Genomic DNA, 24,337 nt, shown 5'->3' with positions numbered 1-24,337 from the left:
CGCCGCTTCAGTCGTCGACGGCGGGCGCCGCCGCGATCTGCTCTCCCGCGACGACCGCGCGGCCGGGGAGGTCGGGGTCGGGCACTCGGCCCACGGTGAGCAGGCGCTCGGTGAGCGTGAGTTCCTCCGGCCCGGGGTTGGACTTCTCTATCTCCTCGAACTCGACGGCGACGCCCTCCTCCTCGGCGGCGATGCGGACGACGGGGATGTGGTAGGTGGGGTAGAAGACCGGCGGGAGGATCCCGATGACGCCGTCGCGGCGGTGCAGCCGCTTCAGCCAGGTCCCGGTGTTGACCAGCAGGCCGCCGTCGATCGCCTGCAGGGTCGGACGGTGGGTGTGGCCGTAGCAGAAGATCGCCGTCTCCCGCTGCTCGTCGAAGACCTCGCGGGCGGCCGCCTCGTAGGGAGCCTCGGCGTCGACGGTCAGCGCCGTCTCGAAGACGCCGAAGCGCTGGATCGTCCGCCGGACGTCCCGGCGGATGAAGTACAGCGGGATCCCGACCAGCACCAGCAGCCCCGCGACGGCGACGTTGACCGCGAGCAGGAACCACAGCGCGGCGCCGGCCGTGCCGAACTGGCCGAGGAAGGCCTCGGTCTGGGCCAGCGGCATCGACCAGACGCCGGCGAGGTCTAGCCCCACCAGCACCGCCAGCAGCGCGCTGACGTTGAACAGCAGGAGGAAGGGGACTAGCGCGTACCGCAGCAGCGGGTGCATCTCGCGGTAGAAGTACTTCGAGATGAGCCATGCGGGCATCCGCTCGGTCGGCGTCACGGCCTGGACGTCCTTCAGCCAGTTGTAGCGGCCGCGGTTCGAGAGCTGGCCGGCGCGGCTGGTCACGAGGGTGTTGTAGTAGTACCCCAGCGGCGTCGCGTGGGGGCTCCCCCAGTCCTCGATCCGGTTGTTGGGGTCCCGCTGGTGGCCGTGCTCGAAGTGGATCGCCCGGTCGCCGACCGTGCGCGTGAGCGACTGCTCGGGCACGAGCTCGACGTTGTACTTGGCGAACCGGTCGACGTACGCGTCGTAGGCGGCCAGCTCGTGGTCGTGGTTGCCGGGCAGCAGGGTGATCGGGACGGTCTCGCCGGTCGCGCGGAACTGCTCGAACAGCTCCGGGTACGTCGCTTCCAGCGCGTCGAACTTTGCCAGTCCCTCCAGCCCCGTGAACTCCCAGAGGCCGAAGGCGTCGCCGTTGATGATCAGCTCCGCGTCCTCGTCGGTCGCTTCCAGCCGCTGCAGGAAGGCGAGCAGTTCGTCGAGGAACTCGACGTGTTCGAGCTGCTCGTCGCCGCCGATGTGCAGGTCACTGACGACGTAGTAGACCGGCTCGCCGTGGTCCTCGGCCATCTCCACACACGTATGGCCGTCCGACGGATATGTGTTCGCCCGGGGGCGTCGGCGCATCGCCGCGAGGACCGCGGGGGACCCGACGGATCCTGTCAACTGATCGCGGAGGGCCGCGTCCGACCACCGAATTTATTCGCGCCCGCACGCAACGGGTGGGCGATGAAGCCCCTCCACGCGCGCTACCCGTTCCTCCAGTCGGCCAGGGAGGCCGTCGAGGCCGCAGACGTCGATCTCGGGGAGGTCGTGGCCACGAACGACGCGGTCGTCGCGCGCGCCGTGGAGCGCGTCGAGGGGGCGATCACCGAGGACAGCGTCGGCGAGTCCCACAGGCGCACCCGCGTCGAACTCCTCTCCTACCCCGTCGCGCGGGTGCTCGTCTCGCTGGTCGACCAGCACATCTGCACCCGGAAGTACGCCCAGGCGGAGGCCGCGACGGCCCGCGAGCGGTTCACCGAGGAGTTCACCGTCACGGACGACCTGAGCTACGGCGACAGCGAATCGCTCGACCTGCGGACGCTCCTGTCCGAGTTCAGCCTCGTCGACGCCGTCCGCGAGACGCCCGACGGCTACCGCGTCGACGTGGGCTCGTACCTCGACCTCGCGGCCGACCAGTGGGGCGACGAGTGGCGCCTCGTCAACCGCCAGTTGACCGACGGAGAGGTGCCGGTGACCGCCGACGAGCTCCACACCCTGCTCAAGCAGGCCGTCCGGCATCGCATCGAGGACGGTCTCCCATTCCCCGTCCCGGAGGCCATCGCCGCGGAACTGGACGACGAGGTCGCTCGCATCCACGAGGTGCTGGCCGAACTGGACCTCACGCGGGACATCGACACCGTCGTCCCGGACCTGTTCCCGCCCTGCATGAAGTCGCTGCTCGACCGGGTCCAGAAGGGCGAGCACCTCGAACACCACTCGCGGTTCGCCATCGCCGCCTTCCTCGCCGGCATCGGCATGACCACCGACGAGATCGTCGAACTGTTCCAGGTCAACCCCGGCTTCGGCGAGGAGGCCACCCGCTACCAGGTGAACCACATCCGCGGCGACACCTCGCCGACGGAGTACTCCACGCCCGCCTGCGCGACGATGCAGTCGTACGGCGACTGCGTCAACATGGACGACCGCTGCGAGCGCATCTCCCATCCCATGGCCTACTACGAACAGGCCATCGACGACGCTGACGACGACGAACTCGAGGACTGGCGCGAGGCCCAGGACGCCTGACTGGGCCGCTGCTCGGCCGTCTTCCGGATTCTCGTAGAACAGTTGACTGTCCGCCAGCGCCGCCGTTCTCAGAACTCCTGGCGCTCCAGCCACAGGCCGGCCGCCACCATCAGCACGACGAACAGCCCGATCACCCCGACCAGGAACTGTCCGCCCTGAGCGCTCAGGTTGCCGTTCGTCCCGTAGTTCGCGCTCACGAACACGGCGGCGGCGATGAAGATCCCGACCGCGACGAGGGACAGGAAGATCTGCATGACCGTCTCCCGCTCGATATCCATGCTCGGCCGTATCCCCGGCCCCGGCAAAAGCGCTTCGAAGCACCGGGCCGCCCGACGGGCATGTCGTCTCCGGGCGAGGGGTTTACCCAGTTCCAGCACCTACGTTTCGAGTGGACGCAAGCGGGAAAACGACCGCGTCCGGGACTGACAATGCTCATCGACACTCCCGACGACGACACGCGGACCGCACTCGCACCGGACCTCCGACGGCTCGACGAGCGGTCGGCGCGCGCCTGGACGGAGCGGATGGCCGTCCGGCATCTCGGTGGGGCCGAATACGCCGTCGACTCCGAGAGCGGCGCGACCTACGTCGTGGACCTGTCCGAGCGCACCTGCACCTGTCCGGACCACGAGATCCGCCACCAGCAGTGCAAGCACCTCCGGCGGGTCGCCCTCGAGATCACCTCCCGTCGCGTGCCGCCACCGGGGCACGTGCGGGCCGTCTGCGACGCCTGCGGCACGGAGACGTTCGTCGACGAGGACGCCGACCGGCCGCACCTCTGTGACGCCTGCTACGTCGAGCCCGGCGACGTCGTCCAGGACCGCGAGACGGGCGACAGGCTGGTCGTCCAGCGCGTCACGGACGAGCGGGCCGACGACGTCCGGATCGACGCCGCCGACTGCACCGTCGCCGAGTACGCCACCAACCGGGACTACCCGGCCGACGACCTCGTGATCGAGGTGAGCTACCTCTCGGACCTCGGCCGCGATCGCCAGCGCACGTACTCCTTCCCCCTCTCGCGGCTGGCCGAGGCTGACGACGCCGCCCTCGTGGCCTGACGGCGCTCGCGGCTGTTGGCGGCGACACGACCGGTCTGTACGCCGACCCCCTGGTTTTATGCTGGTGTGTAAAGCATGCTTTACTGTAAAGGAGGCTTTACGGAACGTCTCCTTTACACGGAGGCCACTACGATGTCGACACACGCCCGATCAGAACGGACGTATCGGCTCACGTACGGCGCGCTGTCGGGACTCTCGGGACTCGCGCTCGGGCTGCTCGTCGCTGCGGGCCGACCGCTCGCGGGCGTCGCCGGCTTCGCGCTCCTGCTCGGCGCGGCGGGGTACCTACAGGTCACCTATCCCGGCGCGCTGTTCGACGAACGGGACCGGCGGATCCACCAGCGGGCCGCCGGGCGGACGCTCGCGCTGTTCGGCTGGGCGTGTGCGGTCTTCTTCCCGACCCTCACCGCCCTGGTCGCGCTCGGGTACGCGACCTGGCCCGAGTGGCTGGTGCCCATCGCCCTGACTGTTCCCGTCGTGTACGGGACGTACGGCGCCCTCCTCCTCGTCGGGCGTCGACGGCAATGAAAAACCGGCTCCCGGAACTCCGCGACCGCGACGGGCTGAGCCAGGCGGACCTCGCCGAGGCGGTCGGCGTCACTCGCCAGACTATCAACGCCATCGAGCGCGACCGGTACGATCCGTCGCTCGAACTCGCCTTCGCGCTCGCCGATCACTTCGACTGCTCCATCGAGGACCTGTTCGACCCCGACCTGGAGTGATCGGCTTCTACCCCGGCCTCACTCCGGTGGCCCGGCGTCGGCCGCGTCGATCGGCGTGTAGTACCGCTCCAGCCAGTCGGCCAGCCCGTCCAGCCCCGGGAACAGCAGGCGCTCGTTGACGTTCGCGGCGTCGAGCTTGTCCCGAATCTCCATCTTGGCGTCGCTGTCGATCACGACGCGGCGATAGCAGTCGGGGTTGTCGGCCAGCCATTCGTCGAGCCGCGCGGTCGGATCGGGGAACACCGAGAACAGCGCGTACTGGTTGACGATCCGGTCGTCCACGGCCGGCGGCTCGAAGAACACCGGGGCCGGCTCGTGGTCGTCGAACAGCGTCTCGAAGTCCGACAGCGTCCCGGCCTGCTCGGCGAGCCCGTCGGCCGTGTAGACGTCGGCGGAGGCCAGCGGCTCCGACAGCTCCGGCGGTAGCCGCGCTTCCACCGCCTGGAGGTCGACCAGCCAGACGACGCCGTCCCGGTCCAGCCGGTCGAGCTCCGCCGTCGCGAAGTGCAGCGCCACCAGCGGCGAGAACGTCCAGTCCAGCAGCCGGGTCGGGAGGCCGTGGTGCTTGGCGAGCGCCAGCCGGTGCCAGACGCCCCCGTCGGCCGTCCCGTCCTCGGCCTGCGCGTACTTGGTGAAGTTCCGCAGCAGGTCCCGCTCGACGGTCGCACCGTACTCGTCGTCCCCGCCCAGCCGCTGCAGCGACGTCCGGAGGTCGTTTTCCGCGTCCGGCACGCCCCGGTAGGCGTAGCCCGGCCGATACCGATTGATCTCCTCGTTCCACGACTCCGCGTACAGCAGCTCCTGCGCCTCGGTCCAGGACTCGGCCACGCGGTCGGTCGTCACTACCCGTCGGTAGGAGCCTCGGGCCGAAGTATGTAGTGCCGTCGGGCGGTTCGACTGTCCGTCGACTCGCCCACGTCGTGGTCCGGGCGGGGCCGGAACCGCGCTGCTCGCGCGTCACTCACTCCGTTCGGCTCCCGCTCGCGTAATGTGGCGCTCACTCCGTTCGGCTCCCGCTCGCATGTTCGAGGGCCCTCCCTGCGGTCGGTCCCTCGCTGCCTCACGGCTCCTCCGTCGCCGTTCGGCTTCAACGTGGTCTTCGCTTCGCTCAGACCACGCTATTCCAGCATCTCCGCGGCCTCCTCCTTCGAGAGGTCGCCGCGCTCGAACGCCGAGAGGACGTCGAGCGTCGCCTGGTCGGGCCCGGCGTCGCCGACCTCCGCGAGGGTCACCTTCTCGGAGTGGCCGACGAACTCCTCGAAGTCGGTGCCCTCGGACAGCGCCGTCTCCCTCTTGACGCGGTAGTTGCCTCCGTCGGTGACGTGGAGGTCGCCGGGGTGGAAGAAGAACCAGTCCTCGCGGTCGAAGCGGACGCCGATGCGGGGCTTGGCGCCGAAGTTCCGGGCAAAAAAGAGCAGCGCCTCGACCTCCTCGCCGTCCAGATAGATGGGGTCGCCGGCGCTGGACTTGGCCTCGACGGCGTAGAAGCGGTTGCCGTCGCCGGCGAGCACGTCTGGCAGTTCCCGCTCGGTCGCCGACCCGCTGGCGGGCGCGCGCATCACCGCGAAGCCGGCCTGGTCGAGCGCGTTGACCAGTTCGCGCTCGCGTCTGTCCCCTTTCGCGTTCGAGTTCGCCATTCCTGTGGGTGCTGAACGGTGGGCGGTGAAAGCTCTGACGGGACGACCACTAGCTGCTTTTCGTACCGTGGAAGAGCGTGTGAACGGCCAGCAAGTCCCCAGTCGTTCGGCTCGATGCACTCGCCGCGCTCCTCGTCGCTCACTCCGTTCGCTCCTGCGGTGCTTGCGTCGTCCGTCTCCGCCGAGCGACTGACCCTTTCGGTCCCGCCCAGGTCGGCTGATCGACCGGCGCTGGGCTGGCCTGAAAAGGCCGGGGCTGTCCGGCTGTTCGTATCTTCCGTCGATACGAAGCCCACCGCTACTCACCCAGCCGCACGACGGCGAACGTCTGGGGGTTCTCCCACGCGGTGTCGTCGGTGGCGTACCAGGCCCGCTTCTCGTCGCGTTCGCCGCCGTCGTGGTCCTCGATGACGTGGACGTCCATGCCCATCCGATGGCCGAGTGTGGGGTCGACCCCTGCACGTCCCAGGGGACGGCGAGTTCGACGCGGTAGCCGTCGTCGGTTTCGGTCCGGGCGAACTCGATCGCCTCGGTGTCGCCGGCGGAGTTGGCGCCGGACAGGATCCGCTCCCAATCGCGCGGGACGATCAACTGGCGGTCGTTCTCCCCGTCGTACTCGTCCTCGCGGCTGTCGTCGGGGTCGAGGTACACCTCGACGGAGTCGTCGTTCCAGCTCTTGGTGGAGTCGGTCCAGGCGTCGCCGTCGGTCACGTCGACGAGGACGTACAGCGCCGTCTCGTCCCACAGCGCCCGCCAGGAGGCGACCAGGTCGGTCTCGACGTCGGTGGACACCACCGTCCGGTCGATGGCGTGGCTCGGGACGTCAGACCAGGCGTCGTCGACCGCGCCGTCGATCTCGGGGACGGTCGGGGTCCGGGGAATCGTCGCGGCGGGCTCGGTCGGCTTCGGCGGGGTGGCGGTGACCGCCGTCGAGTCGGAGGTGGCCCCGTCGCTGCCGACGGCGACGAGGGCGAACCGGTATGTCTCGCCGGGAGTGAGGTCGCCGATCGACGCACCGGTGGCGGTGCCGGGCAGTATCTCGACCCGGTCGTCGACGGCCACGCGGTACTGGGCGACGCCGTCGGCTCCGTCCCAGGCGAGGTCGACCCGGGTCGGCACCACCTTCTCGACGCGCACGCCGCCGGCGGCGCCGGGGCGCCCTCGGCGATAGTCGACGTGGCGTCGCCGGACACGGGGTGCTCGTCGCGGGCGTCCCGGAGCCACTCCTTCGTGAACTGGCCCATGTAGTCGTCGCCGCCCAGCAGGTTCCAGTCGTGGTCGAACATGTTGGGGGCCCAGTGGGAGTCGAACGTCCAGGCGCACCAGTTGACGTCCGGGTGCGTCTCCGTCCACCGCCGGAACGGCCGGCCCCAGTCCTCGGTCGTGCCGACCATGTGCGGTTCGTATCGCTCGCCGTCGGCGTTGGCGTACCCCCACTCGGTGACGAAGACGGGCACGTCGAGGGCCGGATCGCCGAAGTTCGCCTCCCAGGTGTCCCGCTCCCAGGAGGGGAACAGGTGGACCGTGTACAGCAGGTCCTCCCCGTCGAAGGGGGCCTCCGGCGCGAAGCGGGTCATCGACGTCCACTGCGGCGACCCGACGAGGACCGGCGTCTCCGGCGCCCGGTCGCGGATCAGGTCGACCCACGGCTGGGCCGTCTCGCGCCAGGCCCGCCAGCTCTCGATTCCGTTCCCGGCCGGCTCGGTCGGTTCGTTGAACAGCTCGTAGAGGACGTGGGCCTCGTCGGCGTACCGCGGCGCCACGCGGTCCCAGAACTCCCGGAGCCTGGTGTCGATCTCGGAGGTGTCGTACCGCTCGATGGCGTGGTAGTCGATGAGGACGTACACGCCCTGCTCTGCCGCCAGTTCGACGACCCGGTCGAGGTAGTCCTCGAGGAGCGTTCCCAGCCTCGCGGCCCGCACGGAAGCGGGCGTGACCGGGACCCGGAGGACTCGCGCGTGCCAGCCGGCGTCGGCGTCGGTCGCCAGCCGCAACGTGTCCCGGTAGCCCTTGCCGCGCTCGTCCTCGTTCCGGACGCCCCACCGGGGGTCGACGACGTTGACCCCCCTGAGGACGACCCGATGCCCGTCAGGATCGGTCAGCCATCGTCCCTCTACGCTCAGCCGCGGCGGGCGAGACGCGCTTGCGGACTCGCTCCGGTCCGAACAGCCGGCCAGCGCGCCCGCTGCTCCGGCCGCCGTTCCGGCCAGGAACTGCCGCCTGTCCATTTTCACTGTGGATCTGTCGTATCGCATTAAAACGTTGGTGGTCGGGTTATCGTCCGTGAGATGCGGTGTGAGCGTCTGCCGTCCCGTCGTCTCCGCGTCGCGGCGGTGGGCCGCCGACCCCGCGAGCGGGACGCCGTCGGCGTCCTACTCGCCCTCGGCGACGCCGGCAGCGGCCTCCTCGGCCGCGCCGACGCCGCTGACGACGAACCTCGCCCCGTCGTGGGACTCGTCGACGTCGATCTCCCAGCCGTGACGACTGTCTCGACGATGGCCAGCCCGAACCCGGTGCCGTCCTCCTCCGTGGTGTGGCCGTACTCGAAGACGTCCGCGACCTCCGCCGGCGGGATCCCGGGGCCGTCGTCGGCGATGTAGAAGCCGTCGTCGGTGGTGCCGACCTCGACGGTCACGTCCGGGCCGGCGTGTTCCACGGCGTTGCGAATCAGGTTCTCGAAGGCCCGGAGCAGGCGCGCCCGGTCGGCCTCGATCCGCCGGGTGTCGTTCGTCCAGAGCCAGGCCTCGTCGGCCTCGACGTTCTCCCAGGCGTCGTTCGCCACCGACTCGAGGTCGACGATCTCGGTGTCGTCGACGGACGCGCCCTCCCGGGCCAGCGCGAGGACGTCGTCGATGATCGCCGCCATGCGCCCGTGAGCGTCGCCGATCTTATCGAGGTGGGACCGGACCTGCCCGGCGGCGACCGACTCGGCGCTCTCGATCTTGGTCGCGAGCAGTTCCCGCTGGCCGTCGGCCACGTTCAGCGGGTTCCGGAGGTCGTGGCTGACGGTGCTCGCGAACTGGTCGAGGCGCTCGTTCTGCCGGGCCAGCTCCCGGCGGGAGGCCTCCGCGCGCTCCCGCGCCGCCTCGGCCTCGCGGACCTGATCCCGCAGCGCGTCACGCATGTGCCCGAAGGCCACGAACAGCCGACCCAGCTCGTCCTCGCGGGTCGTCGAGAGGTCGACGTCGAGGTTCCCGTCCTCCATCTCCCGGGTGCGCTCCCGCAGGCGCCGCAGCGACCGGACGGTCCCCAGCCCGAGCCCGAACCCGACCACGCCGAGGATGGCCACCCCGGAGGTGATGAGCACGGCGACGTTCCGGCCGACGGTCTCGCTGGCCTGGTAGAGGCGGGACTTCGGCGCCGCGGTGACGACGACCCAGTTCGTGCTCTCGACCGGGGCGACGGCGACGACGTCGTCGTCGCGCTCGTGGATGGCGGTGTCACCGGCCTGCGCCGACTCGAAGGCCTCGGTCCCGGCGAGGCTGCTCGACCGGATCCCTCGCGACGAGAACACGTCGTGACCCCGGGCGTTCAGCAGGCGCGTCGTCACGACCGGCTGGGACTCGTGGAGCTGCTCGAAGTCCTGCCTGGCGTCGCCGACGACGACCACGACGCCGCCGCCGACCCGGCTCTCACGCGCGAACGCCATCAACAGGCGTCCGTTCCGCTCGTAGGCGCTGTCGGACATCCCGATGCTCTCGTTGCCGTCGCCGACCGCCTCCGCGATGGGCTCTTGCCAGGCCGGCGCCACCGACGTGACCTGACGACCGACGTAGTCCCTCCCCGTGCTCGCGACGACCTCGTCGCTCTCGGGGTCCACGTAGTGGACGGCGGCGACGTCCGAACTGGTCCACCGGAGCGAGTCGCGGAGGTGCCGTCCGATCCGCACGCGATCGTCCGTCGCGTACACGTCGGCGGCCGCTATCCCGCCGGCCTGCGACTGCATCCCGGCGATCCACTCGCTGACCGAGTCGGCCTGCACAGTGGCGGTCGATCGCAGCGAGTTCTCCGCGTCCTCCTCGATGATCCCCTGGATCTGGACGTAGCTGAGCGTCCCCACGCCGACGATCAGCAGGACGACGAGTACGATGGCGAGGGCGAACTTCGCGGCGTAGCTGCGCCTGATCGGTCCCGGCAGCGCCGCACGCACTCCCCTGCCCTACAGCGAGCGGCGGTCGCCGTCGGGCCGCGGCCGCTCGCTCGACTCGCCGTCGTTCCCCGTCATCGTCCGTGTTCCATCTACATCCCCGGTACTTCCCCTTTAGCCTTGCCCCGGACGCTCGCACCGCGGGCCGTCGCGTGGTGGGAGCGAACCCACGCCCTTATATATTGACTGGCCGTCCAGCCAGTACGATGGCGGGGGACACGCGAGAGCAGATCATGGACGCCACGTTCGCGGCGCTGTGCGAGCGCGGCTACGCGGACCTGACGATGCAGTCGATCGCCGACGAGTTCGAGAAGAGCAAGTCGCTGTTGCACTACCACTTCGAATCGAAGGAGGACTTGCTCGTCTCCTTTCTGGAGCACCTGCTGGAGGCGTTCATCGCGGACATCGAGGACTGTCCGGAGATGGACCCCGCCCAGCGGCTACTGTGGATCGCCGAGCTGGTCGTGACGAGGGAGGACGACGCGGCGTCGGACCTCCACACCGTCCTGCTGGAGCTGCGGGCCCAGGCGCCGTACAACGAGTCGATTCGCGAGCAGCTGGTTCGCAACGACGCGGCCATCCGCGAGGAGATCGCCGACGTCGTCCGCGAGGGGATCGAGCGGGGACGGTTCCGCGAGGTCGACCCGGAGGCGTTCGCCGCGACGTTCCGGTCGGCCATCGAGGGCGCGCAGTCGCACGACGTGATCCTGGGCGAGGCCGCCCCGACGGAGGACGCGCTGGCCGGCATCGAGCGGTTGCTCGTGCGCGACCTGCTGGCCGAGGGCGTCGACCTGGAGGACTGACCCGTGCCGGCGACTGCCGACCGGGACCTCACCGAGGGATCGCTGCTGCGACCGCTTCTGGCGCTGTCGGCGCCCATCGTATTCACACAGCTGCTGCAGGTGCTGTACAACCTGGTGGACACCTTCTGGGTCGGCCGACTGGGACAGGACGCCGTCTCGGCGCTGTCCTTCTCCTGGCCGCCGGTGTTCGTGCTGATCAGCCTCGGCGGCGGGCTGACGCTGGCCGGCAGCGTCCTCGTCGCCCAGCACAAGGGCGCGGAGAACTTCGAGCGCGTCGAGGAGGTGGCCGGCCAGACGCTGGCGTTCGTCTCGCTGTTCTCGCTTGCGCTGGGGGCCGTCGGCTACGTCATGGCGCCGACGTTCCTCCGCCTCATCGGGGCCGAACCCGGGACGACCGTCTTCGACTACTCCGTCGACTACATGCGCGTCATCTTCACCGGCGTCTGGTTCATGTTCGGTTTCTTCGTCTTCCAGTCGCTGCTGCGCGGCTGGGGCGACACGAAGACGCCGATGTACCTGATGGCGGTCAGCGTGGCCGTCAACGTCGTCGTCGACCCCGTGTTCATCATGGGCTTCCGCGACAACCCGCTGTTCGCGATGCTCGGCCTTGAGGGGCTGGAGGCGACGCTGCTTTCCGCGACCGGCTTCACCGGCTACGGCGTGCGCGGCGCCGCCATCGCCACCATCCTCTCGCGCGCGCTCGCGACCGTCCCCGGCGTCGCCCTGTTGTTCACCGGCCGCCTCGGGCTCTCGCTGTCCCTCTCCGACCTCGTCCTCGACGCGGCGACGGTGAAGAAGATCCTCTCGGTCGGCTACCCCGCGAGCATCGAGCAGAGCTCAGGGGCCCTCTCGTACACCGCGATGACGGCCGTCGTCGCCCTCGTGGGATCGACCGCCGTCGCCGCCTTCGGCATCACCGCGCGGCTCACCTCCTTCGTCTTCCTCCCGGCCGTCGGGCTGGGGATGGGCGTCGAGACCGCGGTCGGGCAGAACCTCGGCGCCGACCGCCAGGAGCGGGCCAGGCGGGTCGTCTACATGGCCGTCGGGATGCTCGTCACCGCCTACGTCGCCGTCAGCGCGGCCGGCGTCGTCTGGGCGCGTGAGATCGTCGGCGTCTTCATCGTCGGTGAGGGCGCCGACCGCGTCGTCGACATCGGGGCCGAGTACATGTACATCGTCGCCCCCACCTTCGCGATGATGGGCGTGTTCCACGTCGTGAAGGGGTGTTTCAACGGTGCCGGCAGCACCCGCGCGGCGATGCTCATGTCCGTCGCCTCCGTGTGGGGCCTGCAGGTCGTCCCCGCCTACGTCCTCGTGACGACCTTCGACATGGGCACGACGGGCGCGTGGATCGGCATCGCCGGCATGCACGTCGGCAGCGCCCTGATCGTGCTCGCGTGGTTCTTCCGGGGCTCCTGGACGGACAACGTCATCGAGGACGAGGAGGATGCGGCCCCCGCGACGGCCGCCGACTAGGCTACCCGATCACGGCCCGCAACTCCGCGATGCTCTGGACCCGGTAGTCGGGATCGACGTCGGCGTCCGGCACCGAGCCGACGGTGCCGTCGCCGGCGTCCGGGCGCTCGATCAGCGCGCTGTCGATGCCGGCCCGCTCGGCCGCCACGACGTCCGCCGTCCTGTCGCCGACGAGGAGCGCGTCCTCGGTCCCGAGGTCCGAAAGCGCCGCCCTGACGTTGCGCGGGTCGGGCTTGCAGCGCTCGAGCGCCCGCGGCGTCATCGACCGGCAGCGGACCGTCTCGAACAGGTCGTCCAGCCCCGCCCGGCGCAGCAGGTAGTCGACGAACTGCGGGTGGTTGTCGCTGACGAGGCCCAGCGAGGCGTCGAACTCGCGCAGCGCGGCCACGTCGTCGTAGACGGCGCGCCGGCCCCGTTCCAGTTCCCGCCGCTGGGCCTCGAAGGCGGCCGACGCGGCGCGCTGGCAGAACGAGGCGAACTCGACGGCCTCGCGGCGACAGCGGCCCGCGAGCGACTCGACGTCCCCCTCGGACAGGTCCCGGCAGACCGCCCGCGGATCGGCGTCGAGTCCGACGTCTTCGAGCGCCGACCGCGTCGCCGACACGAGCGCTTCCCGACTGGGCGGTTCCACCAGCACGCCGTCGTTGTCGAACACCACTGCCTCGTACACGTCCGCTCCTGCGACGGCGTCGACCATCAGGTTGTCCCATGAGCGTGACTGCGCGGTGGACGTGTCCGCGCCGTTCCCGCGCACATGCCCCGGGAACGTGCACGCCGTGGTCGCGGTCACGGTGTGGGCAGGGACTCTCCCTCAACGACGGATTCCGGTCCGCGACGTTTTATGTCGTGCCGCTCCGCGTGGCCGGCATGGACCCCGACGCGACCCGCGGCCTCGACGCGGTGGCCTTCCTCGCCGGCACGCCGGTCCGGGTGTGCGCCCTCGACGCGCTCGCGGATGGCCCGCGCTCGCGGGCGGCGCTCCGCGAGGCCGCCGACGTCCCCCGGACCACGCTCCACCGGAACATCGCGGCCCTCGAGGAGCGGGGACTGATCGAGCGCGACCCTGCGGCCGACGAGTACGCGCTTACGGCCGCCGGGGAGCGCGCGCGGGCCGCGATGGCGGAAGCCACGGACGCCCTCGCGGGGGCGACCGGGGTCGGGACCTTCCTCAGGCAGTTCCCGGCCGATCCCCCGATCGAACCGGCGGACGTGGACGTGCTGTCGGTCGAGGTGGCGACCGACGATCGACCCCACGCGCCGGTCGCCCGCGTCCGCGAGAAACTTGCCGCCGCCGACCGCGCCCGCGGGTTCGTTCCCGTGGTGCATCCGGTGTACCTCAGGGCGGTCCTGGACCACCTCGATAGCCTCTCCGTGGACCTAGTAGTCGCCCCGACCGCCGCCGAGACGCTCGGCCGGGACCACGCCGAAGCGCTCGACCGCCTCCGGTCCGAGGCCGACGTCACGCTGCTGTCGACAGACTCGGTCCCGGCGTACGGCGTCGCGCTCCTGGACGGCGAGGCCTACCTCGGGGCGTACGACGACGGGATGCGCCCGATCGCCGTCGTCCACGCGCGCTCCGACCACCCGGTCACCGAGTGGGCCCGCGAGCGGTACGAGTCAGTCAGCGCCGACGCGAATCCGCTGTGAGCCCGGCGGTTCCGCCAGCACCTGCCGGATTGGGCGGCTGTGCCGGACTACGCCGCCACCACGCCGCCCGTCTCCTCGTCGAACAGCTGGGCCAGCAGGCGCTGCTGGCCGAGCCGCAGGTGGCGGTTGACCGTCGGCTGGGTCACGTCGAGCATCTCGGCGACGTCCTCGCCGGTGGACGTGCGCGGCCAGTCGAAGAAGCCGGCGTAGTAGGCGGTCCGGAGCACCTCGCGCTGCCGGTCGGTCAGGCCGTCGAGCAGCGAGGAGACCAGCTCCTGGCGCGTCGCCATGTCCCGCTCGACGGTCTGGCGCTTGACGAGTTCGACGGAGGGGTAGGTCTCGGCCAGCGCCTCGACGAACTCGCGGACGTCGGTCGCGGCCGACGCGTCCACGACCGCCTCGGTTCCCCCGGGCGTGGCCCGGATCGACCGCGGGCGGACGCCGCGGCGCACCAGCGTCGACGCCAGTACGGGGCCGGTGACGGTCGCTTCGAACAGACACCGCCGCTCGCCGTCCTCGTCGTCCTCGCAGCTCTCGTCGATCAGGCGGAACGCGTCGACGGCGTAGCTGTCCGCGAGAACAGCGGCGACGGCGTCGCCGGTCGCGCCGGTCGTCGCGAAGAACAGCCGCGTCTCGTCGGCCGAGTGCGTGGCGATGCCCTCGTACGTCGCCTCGCAGTCGGCCTCGCGGGCGACCCGCGAGAGGAACTCGTCGGCGTCGTCCAGTTCCAGGGTCAGCTCGACCAGCGTGTCGGCGTGCAGCGCCGTCCGCGTCATCACGGCGTCGACGGCGTTGGCGATGGTCCGTCCGAGCTCGGCGAACACGGTCCGCTCCAGGTCGCCGAAGGCGTCCGGTTCGCCGGCGTACACCGCCAGGACGCCGTGGGAGTACTCGTCGACGGACAGCGGGACGGCGACGACGGAGTGGAAGCCGTTCGAGACCGCTCCCTGGCGCCAGTCCTCGGACTGGAGCCGGTCGACGACGTTCGAGACGACCGTCGTCTCCCCCGTCCGGGCGGCGACGGACGCCGGCTCGGCCGATCCGAACGACAGCGAGCGGTCGTCGAGGTAGGCCTCGCCGTCGCCCGCCCAGGCCTGCGGGACGAGCCGCTGTTCGCCCTCGTCGGGCCGGCCGATCCAGGCGAAGGCGACGTCGTCGGACTCGACCAGCCGCTCGCAGACGGTCCGCTCGACGTCCTCGCGGCTCTCGGCGGCGATCAGGGACTGGTCGACCCGCCTGATGATGTCGGTGATCCCCATCTGTCGGCGGAGCCGCTCGTTTCGCGCCGCCAGTTCCTCGTCGCGAGCGCGCAGTTCCGCCTCGCTGGCGAGGCGGTCCAGCGCGGCCTCGGTCGTCGCCACGAGCGTACCGGCCAGCCGGCGGACCTCGTCGTCGATCCGGTCGGCGCCCGCGGCGACGACGAACACGCCGTGCTCGCCGATCGGTACCAGCAGGCCGCCGTCGGTGCCGTCGCCCAGCGCCACCGACCGGCCCTCGTCGTCACTGGCGTCGACGACCATGGGTGATCCGGTCGCGAAGCACTCCCAGACGGCGTCGTCGGCGCCGACGTCGACCGGGGGCGGCCCGCCGTCGTCTCCGAACGCCCCGGTGGCCGCTGCGGGGACCAGCCGGTTGCTCCCCTCGTCGACGAGGTAGGCGCACACGCTCGCGACGTCCAGCACGGACCGGGCCGTCTCGACGGCCAGTTCGGCCACCTCGGCGTCGCTCTCGGTCGCCAGCAGGTCGCGGGCGGTCTCGTGGAGCGATCGGAGCGTCCGCTCGCGCTCCTTCTGGTCGGTGACGTCCTGAGCCGATCCGATCAGCTGAACGACCTCGCCGTCCTCGACCACGGGCTGGCAGATGGTCCGCGTCCAGCGCTGCTCGCCGCTCGGCGGGCGCGTCCGGTCGACCCGGTCCCATCCCTCGCCGTCCTCGACAGCGCGCCGGTAGGCCCGCGCCATCCCCTCGCGGTCCTCCGGGTGGTACCGTTCGACCACGTCCTCGATGGTCATGCCCTTGTCGGGCAGTTCGAACAGCTCGAACATCTCCTCGCTCCACTCGAAGTAGTGGGGCCCGTCCCCGGTGAGGTCGACCGACCACGCGGCGAACGCCGACAGGCGCTGGGCCTGCTGGAGCAGGTGCCGGGACCGCTCTAGCTCCTGCTCGCGCTCCTTCCGCCGGGTGATCTCCTGGATCGAACCGCGGATCATGGCGTCGCCGCCGTCCTCGCGGGCTGGCTCGCCGATCGATCGGACCCACCGCTGCTCCCCGTCGGCCGTGATCAGTCGGGCCTCGACGTCGTACGGTTCCCCCTCCTCGATCGCCCGCCGGACGGCCTCGCGGATGCGCTCCCGGTCGTCGGGGTGGTAGTAGTCGATCCCGTCCTCGAGGTCGACGTCCGCGTCGGGTTCGAGCCCGTGGATCCGGTAGACCTCGTCCGTCCAGAACAGCTCGTTCGGGTCGGAGCGCAGGTCGATCTCCCAGCCGCCGATGCCGCCGATGCGCTGGGCGTGCTGGAGGAGGTCGCGCGTCCGCTCCAGCTCGCGCTCGTACTCGATGCGCTCCGTGACGTCGAGGACGACGCCCTCGACGGCCTCGACGGTCCCGTCAGGCCCGCGGGCGGCCCGTCCCTGGTCCCTGATCCACCGCACCTCGCCGTCGGCGGTCTCGATCGAGTAGGTCAGGTCGTAGGCCTCGCCCGCCTCGGCGGCCTCGTGAATCTCCGTCCAGTCCGGTCCGTCGAGTTCGACGTCCTCGATCCAGTTCACCTCGCCGCTCTCGATCGTCTCGGGGTCGTAGCCGGCGATCTCCCGGACCCCTTCGCTGACGAACTCGATCGACCACTCCGAGTCGTTCGCGACCCGGTAGACGCACCCCGGAACGTTGCTGATCAGCCGCGACAGCTCTCGCTCCGTCTCGATCCGCTCGGTGACGTCGCGGCCGATGCCGACGACGACCGGGTTCCCGTCCGGATCGGTCAGCCCCGTCGCCACGAACTCGTGGGGGATCTCGCCGCCGTCGCTGGTCACGAAGGGCCGCTGGCCACGGCTCTTTCCGGCCCGGAGCGCCGCGTCGATCCCGGCCCGGGCCTCCCTGCGGTCCTCCTCGCGGAAGAACTCCGTCGCGTGCATCCCCTCGATCTCCGCGTCCGAGTACCCCGTCGTCTCGACGAGACTCTCGTTCCAGCGCAACACCTCGCCGTCCTCGTCGGTGACGTAGAACACGTCGTCGATGGCGTCCAGGATGTCCTCAGTGTAGTCCCGGTACTCCCGGAGTTCTTCCTCGCGCTCGCGCAACTCCCGCTCGGCCGCCTTGCGCTCGGTGACGTCGTTGTTGATCCCGACCATGCGCCGATCGTCCCCGTCGTCGGACAGGACCCGGCCACGGACGCTGACCCAGATCACGTCGCCGCTCTCGTGGAACAGCCTGAACTCCGAGTTGAGCACGTCGTCTGCCTCGATGGCCGCCGTCAGTTCGCTCCGTAGCCGCTCCCGGTCGTCCGGGTGGACGCGCTCGGTGAACGCTTCGAGCGTCCCCTCGAACTCGCCCGGCTCCATTCCGACCAGCCGCGCCATCGTCTCGTTCCAGATCACCTCGTCGGTCTCCAGCCGCCACTCCCAGAGTCCGGTGTTCGTCCCTTCTAGCACCAGTTCGAGCCGACGCTTCGTCTCGCGGAGCTCTCGCTCCCGCTCCTTGCGCTCCGTGACGTCCTCCACGAAGGAGACGACCTCGGAGACCTCGCCGCCGTCGCCGTAGATCGGCGCCGTCGACACGCTCACGTCGATCGTCTGTCCGCTTCTCGTCCGGCGCCTGACCTCGACCTGCGAGAGCGACTCCCCCGACCAGGTCCGATTCCGGAGCGACTCGAACTGGTCCCTCTTCCCCTCCGGCACCGCCGGGTACTGGTTGCCGACCACTTCGCCCGCCGACCAGCCGAAGATCCGCTCCATGGCGTCGTTCCAGAGCGTGACGGTCCCGTCCGCCTCCAGGGCCGTGACCCCCACCGGCGCCCGCTCGATGAACCGCTCCAGCCTGTCTTTGGTCTCGCGCAACTCGCGCTCGGCCCGCTTTCGATCGGTGACGTCGCGGCTGACGCCCATGACGCCGATCACCTCGCCGTCCTCGTCGCGATAGGGGTACTTGTTGTCGAGGAAGACGTGCTCCCCGCCGTCGATCGGGCGCGTCGCTTCCCGCGAGATCGATTCGCCAGTCTCCATGACGTGCTCGTCGTCCGCGTGGGCGTCGGCCGCCGTCTCGGCGTCGAACAGCTCCTCGTCGTCCCTGCCGACGATCGACTCGCGGTCCAGCCCGAGGAAGTCAGCGGTCGCCTCGTTGACGAACCGGTAGACCCCGTCGGCGTCCTTGATGTAGATGGCGCTCTCCGTGTTCTGGACGATGGCCTCCAGTTGACGCTCGGTCGTCGACGCGGCCTCCCAGTCGGCCGCGTCGTCTCCCGTGGACCGCTCGGCCGCTCCCGCGTCCCGCTCGCGCGCTTCTATCGACGCCGCCAGGTCGGCCAGCGCGTCGGCCAGTCCCCCGAGCGCGTCGTCGCGCTCGGTGGGGAACTCGACGTCGCACTCGCCCGCCGCGAGTCGCCTGACCTTCGCCGTCAGGTCCTCGATCGGCGCGTCGTCGCCGGCGGCGAGTCCCGGGAGACCGACCAGCCACGGGCCCGCAGGGGACCCCCCGTCGAGGAGCGTCCAGGCGAGCGCGGTCGCGGCGGCCGCGACGACCACCGCGACGCCGGGAGCGAGCGACTGACCCGCGACCGACCAGCGACGCCTGTCCGCCCGGACGAGCCGTCGTGTAGACATAGCTATATGTATTGCCCTCGTCCAGAAGTGTTTACCGAACGAGCGCACCGACGGCGCGGAAGATTCCGATGACGAGTTCGAACCGGCCGGGAGAGCCGCTGTGTCACGCATCTGGCCGCTAGACACTATACATGTAACCCCCGCTACGGCCGCTGGCCAACGCATATTGAAGTCAGGGACATGGTCGGCTGGTGCATCTCTAGGAACACGATGAAATCCACCACGGTCGACACCACCGACCTCTGCTCGGAAATCGTCACCCGCATCGCCGAACGAACGGGCGCGGACCCGCTCGAGATGGACCCCCTCTACGACGCCGTCGACGTCGACGCCATCGAGGCGATCGTCGGCAGCGGCGAGGAGGTCAGCGTGTCGTTCGACTATCACGGGCACACGGTCGTCGTCGAGGGCGACGGCTCCGTTACGGTGACGGGCGAGAGCGAAGCCGAGATGGCGGAGGCGGAGTGATGGCCGGCGCGACGGACGCGACCGCGTCCCCGGGCGCGATCAGGGAGACCTACGAGGAGTTCGCCGTCGGGGACGCGACGGTGGGGATGATCGCCGACCCGGAGAACGGCAACGCCTGGATCCAGTCGACGGTCGTCGAGCGAGTGATCCAATGACTGGAGTCACGACCCGTCATGGAGGCCGTGACGATGTCGACGCCGTCTGACGACGCGTCGCCGCCGTCCCTGCCCGACGCCGACGAACTCGACGATAGCGTCGAAGTCCTGTACGTCGGCGGCGACGCCGAGTCGATCGACGCGGTCGAGTCGCGTCTCCGGTCGGCCGACGGCGTCGACGTCCGGTCCCGACCGCAGTCGACCGAGGCGCTGTCCGCCGTCGACGAGGCGGACTGCGTCGTCGCCGCCGACGCGACGCTGGTCGACGGACGCGACCTGCTGGCCGCCGTCCGAGAGCGGGCGCCGCGGGTGCCCGTCGTCCTCGTCGCGGCGGACCCCACCGACGACCGCCGGGCCGCCGTCCGCGAGGACGACTGGAGCGAGCACGTCCCGAGGACCGGTCCCGGCGGCGTCGTCGACTGCGTCCGGCGCCTCGTCGACCACGAGCGCGACGCCACCCTGGCCGGCCGGGCGCTCGCCGCGCTGGAACTCGTGCCCGACGGCACCGCTATCGCGGCGCCGGACGGGACGGTCGCGTTCGCCGATCCGGCGTTCGCCCGCCAGTTCGGCGTCGCTTCCGACGCCCTCCCCGGCTCCGACTGGCGCGACCTGTTCACCGACGCGGAGATCGACCGGCTCGAGTCCGACGCCTTCCCCAGCCTCGGGGACGGGTGGCACTGGGTCGGCGCCTGCGAGGGCCGCCGCGCGGACGGCGAGACCTTCACCACGCGGACGCGCATCGCCGAACTCGACGACGGCAGCCTGGTGTTCATCGTGCAGTGCGGGACGCAGTCGACCCGGAACTGACATTCCGTCGCCTGGTCTCCTCCTCTTCTCTCTCCCTTCTTCTCTCTCCTCTCGTCTCCTCCTCTTCTCTCCCCGATCTTCTCTCAACCCACCGATCCGTTTCTCCGCCCGTCTGCTCCGTCACGCCGACCGGACGGCCACGAACCGCAGCCGCCGGTAACCGGCCGTCCACGTCTCCGTCTCGGGGTCGTACAGGTCCGGTCGGAGGCGGTCCTCGACGCGCTCGACGACTGCCGCTCGTTCGGCGTCCGTCGGGTCGGCGAACAGCGAGTCGCCGAACAGCTCCAGCCAGTTGCGCAGTCCGTCCGGCCCGTCGAGGTCGGTGGGCCTGTCGAACAGCCGCGCCAGTCGCACCTCGAAGCCGGTCGACTCCAGCAAGCTCGCCTGCTCGCCGACCGTCGGGAAGCGCCAGGGGTGGTCGACGTCGTACCCCCGCTCGCCCAGTTCGCCGAGCGTCGCGTCGACGACGGCGGCGACGTTGCCGCTGCCGCCCATCTCGGCGACGAAGCGGCCGCCCGGACGCAGCGCCGCCCGGACGCGCTCGGCGACGGCCCGCTGATTGGCTATCCAGTGCAGCGCCGCGTTCGAGAAGACGGCGTCGAATGGCTCGTCGGCCTCGTACTCGGTCGCGTCGACGCACTCGAAGCGGAGGTCGGGATGGGTCTCCCGCGCCCCGGCGACCATTTCGTCGGACTGGTCGATTCCGACGACGTCGCCCTCGCCGACGGCCTCGGCCAGGTCGGCCGTGAGGTGTCCCGTCCCGCACCCGAGGTCGAGCACCCGCTCCCCCGGTCTCGGGTCCAGCAGGTCGATCAGGCTCTCGCCGTACTCGTAGACGAAGTCGTGGTCGGCGTCGTAGGCGTCGGCGTCCCAGTCGTTGCTTCTAGCCACGACCGATAGATTCGCTGGCAGATGAGTTGAAATTTACGCCAGTGTGCGGTTCGGTGACGGACCGCGCGTCAGTGTCCGTAAGCGTCGAGGAGCGCCTGCGTCGTCCGCTTGACGTCGCGGGTCGTGACGAACTCCGCGGCGGCGACCTTCGCCTCGACGAACGCGTCCGGCGTGATCTGGAGGGCGTGACCGCCCGGGAAGTGGTCGGCCGCCCTGAAGTCGCGGAACTGCTCCCGGAGGATCTCGGGGTAGTCGCCGAGGTCGACGTCGGACCGCGGCGGGATCGACCCCTTGATCCGGTTCAGCGTCTTCTGGGCCCCCGGCGAGGCCATGAACTCCAGGAACGCACGCGCGTCCTCGTCGAAGTCGGCCCCCTCGGTGGCGACCAGCGCGTCGGTCGACAGCATGAACACGCCCTCGGTCCCCGGGAAGACCGCGTGGTCCCAGTCGGTCCCGTACTCGAAGCCGGCCCGGTCCTCGTAGGAGCCGGCCATCCAGTCGCCCTGGTGGAAGAACACCGACTCGCGGTCCATGAACCGTCCGTTCGCCTGCACCATGTCGACGAACGTGGCGTCGTCGCGAGCCAGGTCGGCGTAGGCGTCGAGCAGCTCCACCGACCCGCGGAGCTCGCTCTCGTAACTGCGCGTCTCCCCCTGCGTGATCCCCCGGTACGTCTCCGCGCCGAACTCCCCGATGACGATGTTGGCGAACAGCTGGAGGACGTCCGAGGGGTTCTTCATCGGCTGTTCCATCCCGATGACGTCACCGTCCTCGCACTGCCGGAGCACCTCCAGGAACTCGCTGGGGCTGTCGACGTGCGCCGGATCGACGCCGCGCTCCTCGACCATGTCGACGTGGTAGAACAGGTTGTTCATCCGGTGGATGTCGATGGGGACGCCGTAGTACGCTCCGTCCATCCGGACGCGCTCGCGCGGTCCCTCGATGAACGCCTACGCCCAGTCGTTGTCCTCCCACAGGTCCGTGACGTCCCGGACCGCGCCCGCGTCGCGGTACGGGATCATGTTCTGGCCCGGCCATTCGACGAACACCGGGGGCGGCGACTCCTGGAGGATCTGGCTCTTGATCAACATCCCGTGGTCGTCGATGGTGTTGGCCTGCTCGGTCACCTCGACGCCCGGATTCCGGGACCGGAAGTCGGCGAACAGCTCCTCGATCATCCGCTTGCCGCCGCCCTCCTGCCAGAAGTGCGCCATCTCGACGTCGGCGCCGGCCCGTGACTGGTGGGTGTGGGAACGCATTTACCCTGTCATCACGACTCGTGGTTATAACGATTGGCCGGCGCTTATCAGCCGCGATAACGGCTAGGAGTGTCTGTCTGTTCTGGAGTCGCTGTGAGAACTGTGTCAGTTCAGCAAGCCCTCGGCCCGCTCGCTGGAACCACTACAGCAGCGAACGCACAGAAAGCCCTCGGCCCGCTCGCGGGATCTGTGCGGGATATCCTCGCTGCGCTCGGACAGTGCCCGCGCACATCCCGCGACCGCGCCTCGCCCTTTCGTCCGCCAGGACTGCAGCCCTGCCCTTCCCCGGGTCGCGGCACGGAGGCCGCTCCCGGCCGCGCTGGCGTCGGGAGGCCCATAGTTCGATTGACACTTCCTACGTCCCGTGCTGCCAGGAGTCCATGTACTCCGCCTGCGTGTCGGTCAGTTCGTCGAACTCGACGCCTTCAGCGGCGAGCTTGATCTCGGCGACCTCCTCGTCCAGTTCGTCGGGGACCTCGTGGACGCCGGCCTCGTAGGCGTCGCCGTTCTCGACCAGTTCCCGCACCACGACGGCCTGGACGCCGAAGCTCTGGTCCATGACCTCGACCGGGTGGCCCAGCGCGACGGGTGTGGCCAGATTCACCAGCCGCCCCTCCGCGAGTACGTTCAGGCGGCGGCCGTCGTCCAGCTCGTAGGCCTGCACGCCGTCGCGTGCCTCGTAGGTGTCGACCGCGAGGTCTCCCAGCGCGTCGAGGTCGATCTCGACGTCGAAGTGGCCGGCGTTGGCCAGCAGGACGCCGTCGTCCATCCGCTCGAAGTGCTCCTCGACGATGACGTCTCGATTGCCCGTCGTCGTGATGAACACGTCGCCCTCCTCGGCGGCCTCGGCCATCGGCATGACCTCGTACCCCTCCATGTGGGCCTCCAGCGCGCGGCGGGGCTCGACCTCGGTGACGACGACGTCGGCGTTCTGGCCGGCGGCCTTCCTGGCGACGCCCTTGCCGCAGTAGCCGTAGCCCGCCACCACGACGGTCTTGCCGGCCCACGAGAGGTTCGTCGTCATGGCGATCGACGCGAGGGAGGACTCGCCGGTGCCGTGGACGTTGTCGAACAGCCGCTTCATCGGCGTGTCGTTGACGGCGAAGACGGGGTAGTCGAGTTCGCCGTCCTCGTCCATCGCGCGCAGGCGGTGGACGCCCGTGGTGGTCTCCTCGGCCCCGCCGACGATGGTGTCGATCAGTTCGGGGTAGTCCTCGTGGATCGCCGCCACCAGATCCATCCCGTCGTCGACGGTGATCGTCGGCTCGTGGGCGATGACGGACTCGATGGCTTCGTAGTACTCCTCGTCGCCGACGCCGCGGCGGGCGTAGGAAGTGACGCCCGCCACCGCGTCCAGCGCCGCGCTGACGTCGTCGTGCGTGGAGAGGGGGTTACAGCCCGTGATGGCGACTTCCGCGCCGGCCGCCGCGAGCGTCTCCGCCAGTACTGCGGTCTTGGCCTCGACGTGCATCGCCATGCCGATGCGCTCGCCCTCGAAGGGCCGCTCGTCCTCGAAGGTCTCGCGCAGCGATTCGAGGATGGGCATGTGCTGGCTCGCCCAGTCCATCTTCCGCCGACCCTCCTCGCGGGCCGATTCCGGATCCGATAGCTGCTCGGTGATGGGTTCGGTCATGCCTCTATCGACGGGCAGCCCCGTCAAAAACCCCCTGCCATCGACGCGACGGCTAGGAGTAACTGAGAGTTCTGGAAGTGTTGGTTCGAATGGTGAGAACAACCAGAAAGCCCCGCCCTGCTCGACTCGGGAGGCTCGCTGTGCTCCTCGGTCGTTCCTCCCTGCGGTGCTTGCTTCGCCTGCCTTCGTCGAGCAGGGCGCCCCTTTCAGTCCCGCCCGTAGCCGGCTGTTCAACCGGCGCTGGGCGGGACTGAAAG

General features: G+C 70.1%; 22 protein-coding genes and 2 pseudogenes. 10 read left to right on the top strand and 14 right to left on the bottom strand.

Annotated features, from left to right (window positions below; genetic code table 11):
- Positions 1–7: 7 nt before the first annotated feature.
- Positions 8–1,342, bottom strand: coding sequence for a metallophosphoesterase (locus LCY71_RS07395; protein WP_225335722.1), 1,335 nt, complete (start codon positions 1,340–1,342; stop codon positions 8–10).
- Positions 1,343–1,501: 159 nt separating this feature from the next.
- On the opposite strand from LCY71_RS07395, the gene priL reads away from it, so the two are divergent.
- Positions 1,502–2,563, top strand: coding sequence for a DNA primase regulatory subunit PriL (gene priL / locus LCY71_RS07390; protein WP_225335721.1), 1,062 nt, complete (start codon positions 1,502–1,504; stop codon positions 2,561–2,563).
- 68 nt (positions 2,564–2,631) lie between these two features.
- On the opposite strand, the gene LCY71_RS07385 is transcribed toward priL, so the two are convergent.
- Positions 2,632–2,841: a DUF7472 family protein gene (locus tag LCY71_RS07385; RefSeq protein ID WP_225335720.1), complete on the bottom strand. Its 210-nt coding sequence runs from the start codon at positions 2,839–2,841 to the stop codon at positions 2,632–2,634.
- A gap of 150 nt (positions 2,842–2,991) precedes the next feature.
- Here LCY71_RS07385 and LCY71_RS07380 point away from each other — a divergent pair, with 150 nt between their 5' ends.
- The 3 genes from LCY71_RS07380 to LCY71_RS07370 all read left to right on the top strand — a co-directional run bounded on the left by LCY71_RS07380 (position 2,992) and on the right by LCY71_RS07370 (position 4,343).
- Positions 2,992–3,621: an SWIM zinc finger family protein gene (locus tag LCY71_RS07380; protein ID WP_225335719.1), complete on the top strand. Its 630-nt coding sequence runs from the start codon at positions 2,992–2,994 to the stop codon at positions 3,619–3,621.
- A 132-nt stretch (positions 3,622–3,753) separates the two neighbouring features.
- Entirely contained in the window at positions 3,754–4,149 is a 396-nt protein-coding gene (locus LCY71_RS07375; protein WP_225335718.1) for a DUF2178 domain-containing protein, read from the top strand.
- Entirely contained in the window at positions 4,146–4,343 is a 198-nt protein-coding gene (locus tag LCY71_RS07370) for a helix-turn-helix transcriptional regulator (RefSeq protein WP_225335717.1), read from the top strand. The genes LCY71_RS07375 and LCY71_RS07370 overlap by 4 nt, the downstream gene beginning before the upstream one ends.
- Positions 4,344–4,361: 18 nt before the next feature.
- On the opposite strand, the gene LCY71_RS07365 is transcribed toward LCY71_RS07370, so the two are convergent.
- The 6 genes and pseudogenes from LCY71_RS07365 to LCY71_RS07345 form a co-directional block, all read right to left on the bottom strand.
- Positions 4,362–5,186: an FRG domain-containing protein gene (locus LCY71_RS07365; protein ID WP_225335716.1), complete on the bottom strand. Its 825-nt coding sequence runs from the start codon at positions 5,184–5,186 to the stop codon at positions 4,362–4,364.
- A gap of 275 nt (positions 5,187–5,461) precedes the next feature.
- A complete protein-coding gene (hjc, locus tag LCY71_RS07360) occupies positions 5,462–5,980 on the bottom strand; it encodes a Holliday junction resolvase Hjc (protein ID WP_225335715.1) in 519 nt (172 codons plus the stop codon).
- A 298-nt stretch (positions 5,981–6,278) separates the two neighbouring features.
- On the bottom strand, positions 6,279–6,404 hold the full coding sequence (locus LCY71_RS21675; RefSeq protein WP_373325160.1) for a sugar-binding protein: 126 nt from the start codon (positions 6,402–6,404) through the stop codon (positions 6,279–6,281).
- Positions 6,405–6,496: 92 nt separating this feature from the next.
- Positions 6,497–7,099, bottom strand: a pseudogene (locus LCY71_RS21670) (sugar-binding protein); the annotation flags it as partial.
- Between the two features lie 245 nt (positions 7,100–7,344).
- Positions 7,345–8,208, bottom strand: a pseudogene (locus LCY71_RS21665) (glycoside hydrolase family 5 protein); the annotation flags it as partial.
- A gap of 26 nt (positions 8,209–8,234) precedes the next feature.
- The gene (locus LCY71_RS07345) at positions 8,235–10,130 is read right to left on the bottom strand and encodes a sensor histidine kinase (protein ID WP_225335713.1); all 1,896 of its coding nucleotides are present in this window, start codon (positions 10,128–10,130) and stop codon (positions 8,235–8,237) included.
- Positions 10,131–10,333: 203 nt separating this feature from the next.
- On the opposite strand from LCY71_RS07345, the gene LCY71_RS07340 reads away from it, so the two are divergent.
- Together LCY71_RS07340 and LCY71_RS07335 are read left to right on the top strand one after the other, a co-directional pair.
- On the top strand, positions 10,334–10,930 hold the full coding sequence (locus LCY71_RS07340; RefSeq protein WP_225335712.1) for a TetR/AcrR family transcriptional regulator: 597 nt from the start codon (positions 10,334–10,336) through the stop codon (positions 10,928–10,930).
- Between the two features lie 3 nt (positions 10,931–10,933).
- Complete coding sequence (locus tag LCY71_RS07335; RefSeq protein ID WP_225335711.1) at positions 10,934–12,406, top strand: MATE family efflux transporter; 1,473 nt, start codon at positions 10,934–10,936, stop codon at positions 12,404–12,406.
- Position 12,407: 1 nt separating this feature from the next.
- Here the strand turns inward: LCY71_RS07335 and LCY71_RS07330 are convergent, their stop codons facing one another.
- Positions 12,408–13,103, bottom strand: a complete 696-nt coding sequence (locus LCY71_RS07330) for an HAD family hydrolase (RefSeq protein ID WP_225335710.1) — start codon at positions 13,101–13,103, stop codon at positions 12,408–12,410.
- A 170-nt stretch (positions 13,104–13,273) separates the two neighbouring features.
- Here LCY71_RS07330 and LCY71_RS07325 point away from each other — a divergent pair, with 170 nt between their 5' ends.
- Positions 13,274–14,053 carry a helix-turn-helix transcriptional regulator gene (locus LCY71_RS07325; protein WP_225335709.1) on the top strand — a complete coding sequence of 260 codons (780 nt, stop codon included), beginning with the start codon at positions 13,274–13,276 and terminating at the stop codon, positions 14,051–14,053.
- Positions 14,054–14,100: 47 nt separating this feature from the next.
- On the opposite strand, the gene LCY71_RS07320 is transcribed toward LCY71_RS07325, so the two are convergent.
- Entirely contained in the window at positions 14,101–18,867 is a 4,767-nt protein-coding gene (locus tag LCY71_RS07320) for a PAS domain S-box protein (protein WP_225335708.1), read from the bottom strand.
- Between the two features lie 210 nt (positions 18,868–19,077).
- Between LCY71_RS07320 and LCY71_RS07315 the strand changes: the two genes are divergently transcribed.
- Genes LCY71_RS07315 through LCY71_RS07305 form a run of 3 tightly spaced genes read left to right on the top strand, consistent with a single transcriptional unit; the run spans position 19,078 to position 20,297 of the window.
- Positions 19,078–19,335, top strand: coding sequence for a HalOD1 output domain-containing protein (locus tag LCY71_RS07315; protein ID WP_225335707.1), 258 nt, complete (start codon positions 19,078–19,080; stop codon positions 19,333–19,335).
- A complete protein-coding gene (locus LCY71_RS07310) occupies positions 19,335–19,490 on the top strand; it encodes a hypothetical protein (protein WP_225335706.1) in 156 nt (51 codons plus the stop codon). Before LCY71_RS07315 ends, LCY71_RS07310 begins: the two co-directional genes overlap by 1 nt.
- An 18-nt stretch (positions 19,491–19,508) precedes the next feature.
- The gene (locus LCY71_RS07305; protein ID WP_225335705.1) at positions 19,509–20,297 is read left to right on the top strand and encodes a PAS domain S-box protein; all 789 of its coding nucleotides are present in this window, start codon (positions 19,509–19,511) and stop codon (positions 20,295–20,297) included.
- A gap of 120 nt (positions 20,298–20,417) precedes the next feature.
- Here LCY71_RS07305 and LCY71_RS07300 read toward each other — a convergent pair whose 3' ends face one another.
- The 4 genes from LCY71_RS07300 to LCY71_RS07285 all read right to left on the bottom strand — a co-directional run bounded on the left by LCY71_RS07300 (position 20,418) and on the right by LCY71_RS07285 (position 24,080).
- Positions 20,418–21,188, bottom strand: a complete 771-nt coding sequence (locus LCY71_RS07300; RefSeq protein WP_225335704.1) for a class I SAM-dependent methyltransferase — start codon at positions 21,186–21,188, stop codon at positions 20,418–20,420.
- A gap of 68 nt (positions 21,189–21,256) precedes the next feature.
- Positions 21,257–22,105, bottom strand: coding sequence for an ABC transporter substrate-binding protein (locus LCY71_RS07295; protein ID WP_225335703.1), 849 nt, complete (start codon positions 22,103–22,105; stop codon positions 21,257–21,259).
- Positions 22,106–22,138: 33 nt separating this feature from the next.
- Positions 22,139–22,447 (bottom strand): type 2 periplasmic-binding domain-containing protein, encoded by a 309-nt coding sequence (locus tag LCY71_RS07290; protein WP_225335702.1) that lies wholly within the window; start codon positions 22,445–22,447, stop codon positions 22,139–22,141.
- A gap of 355 nt (positions 22,448–22,802) precedes the next feature.
- Positions 22,803–24,080 (bottom strand): adenosylhomocysteinase, encoded by a 1,278-nt coding sequence (locus LCY71_RS07285; RefSeq protein ID WP_225335701.1) that lies wholly within the window; start codon positions 24,078–24,080, stop codon positions 22,803–22,805.
- Positions 24,081–24,337: the final 257 nt, after the last annotated feature.

Source organism: Halomicrobium urmianum (assembly GCF_020217425.1).
GTDB classification, from domain to species: domain Archaea; phylum Halobacteriota; class Halobacteria; order Halobacteriales; family Haloarculaceae; genus Halomicrobium; species Halomicrobium urmianum.
Note: the sequence above shows the minus strand (reverse complement) of the source record. Positions and strands in the feature narration are given on the sequence as shown.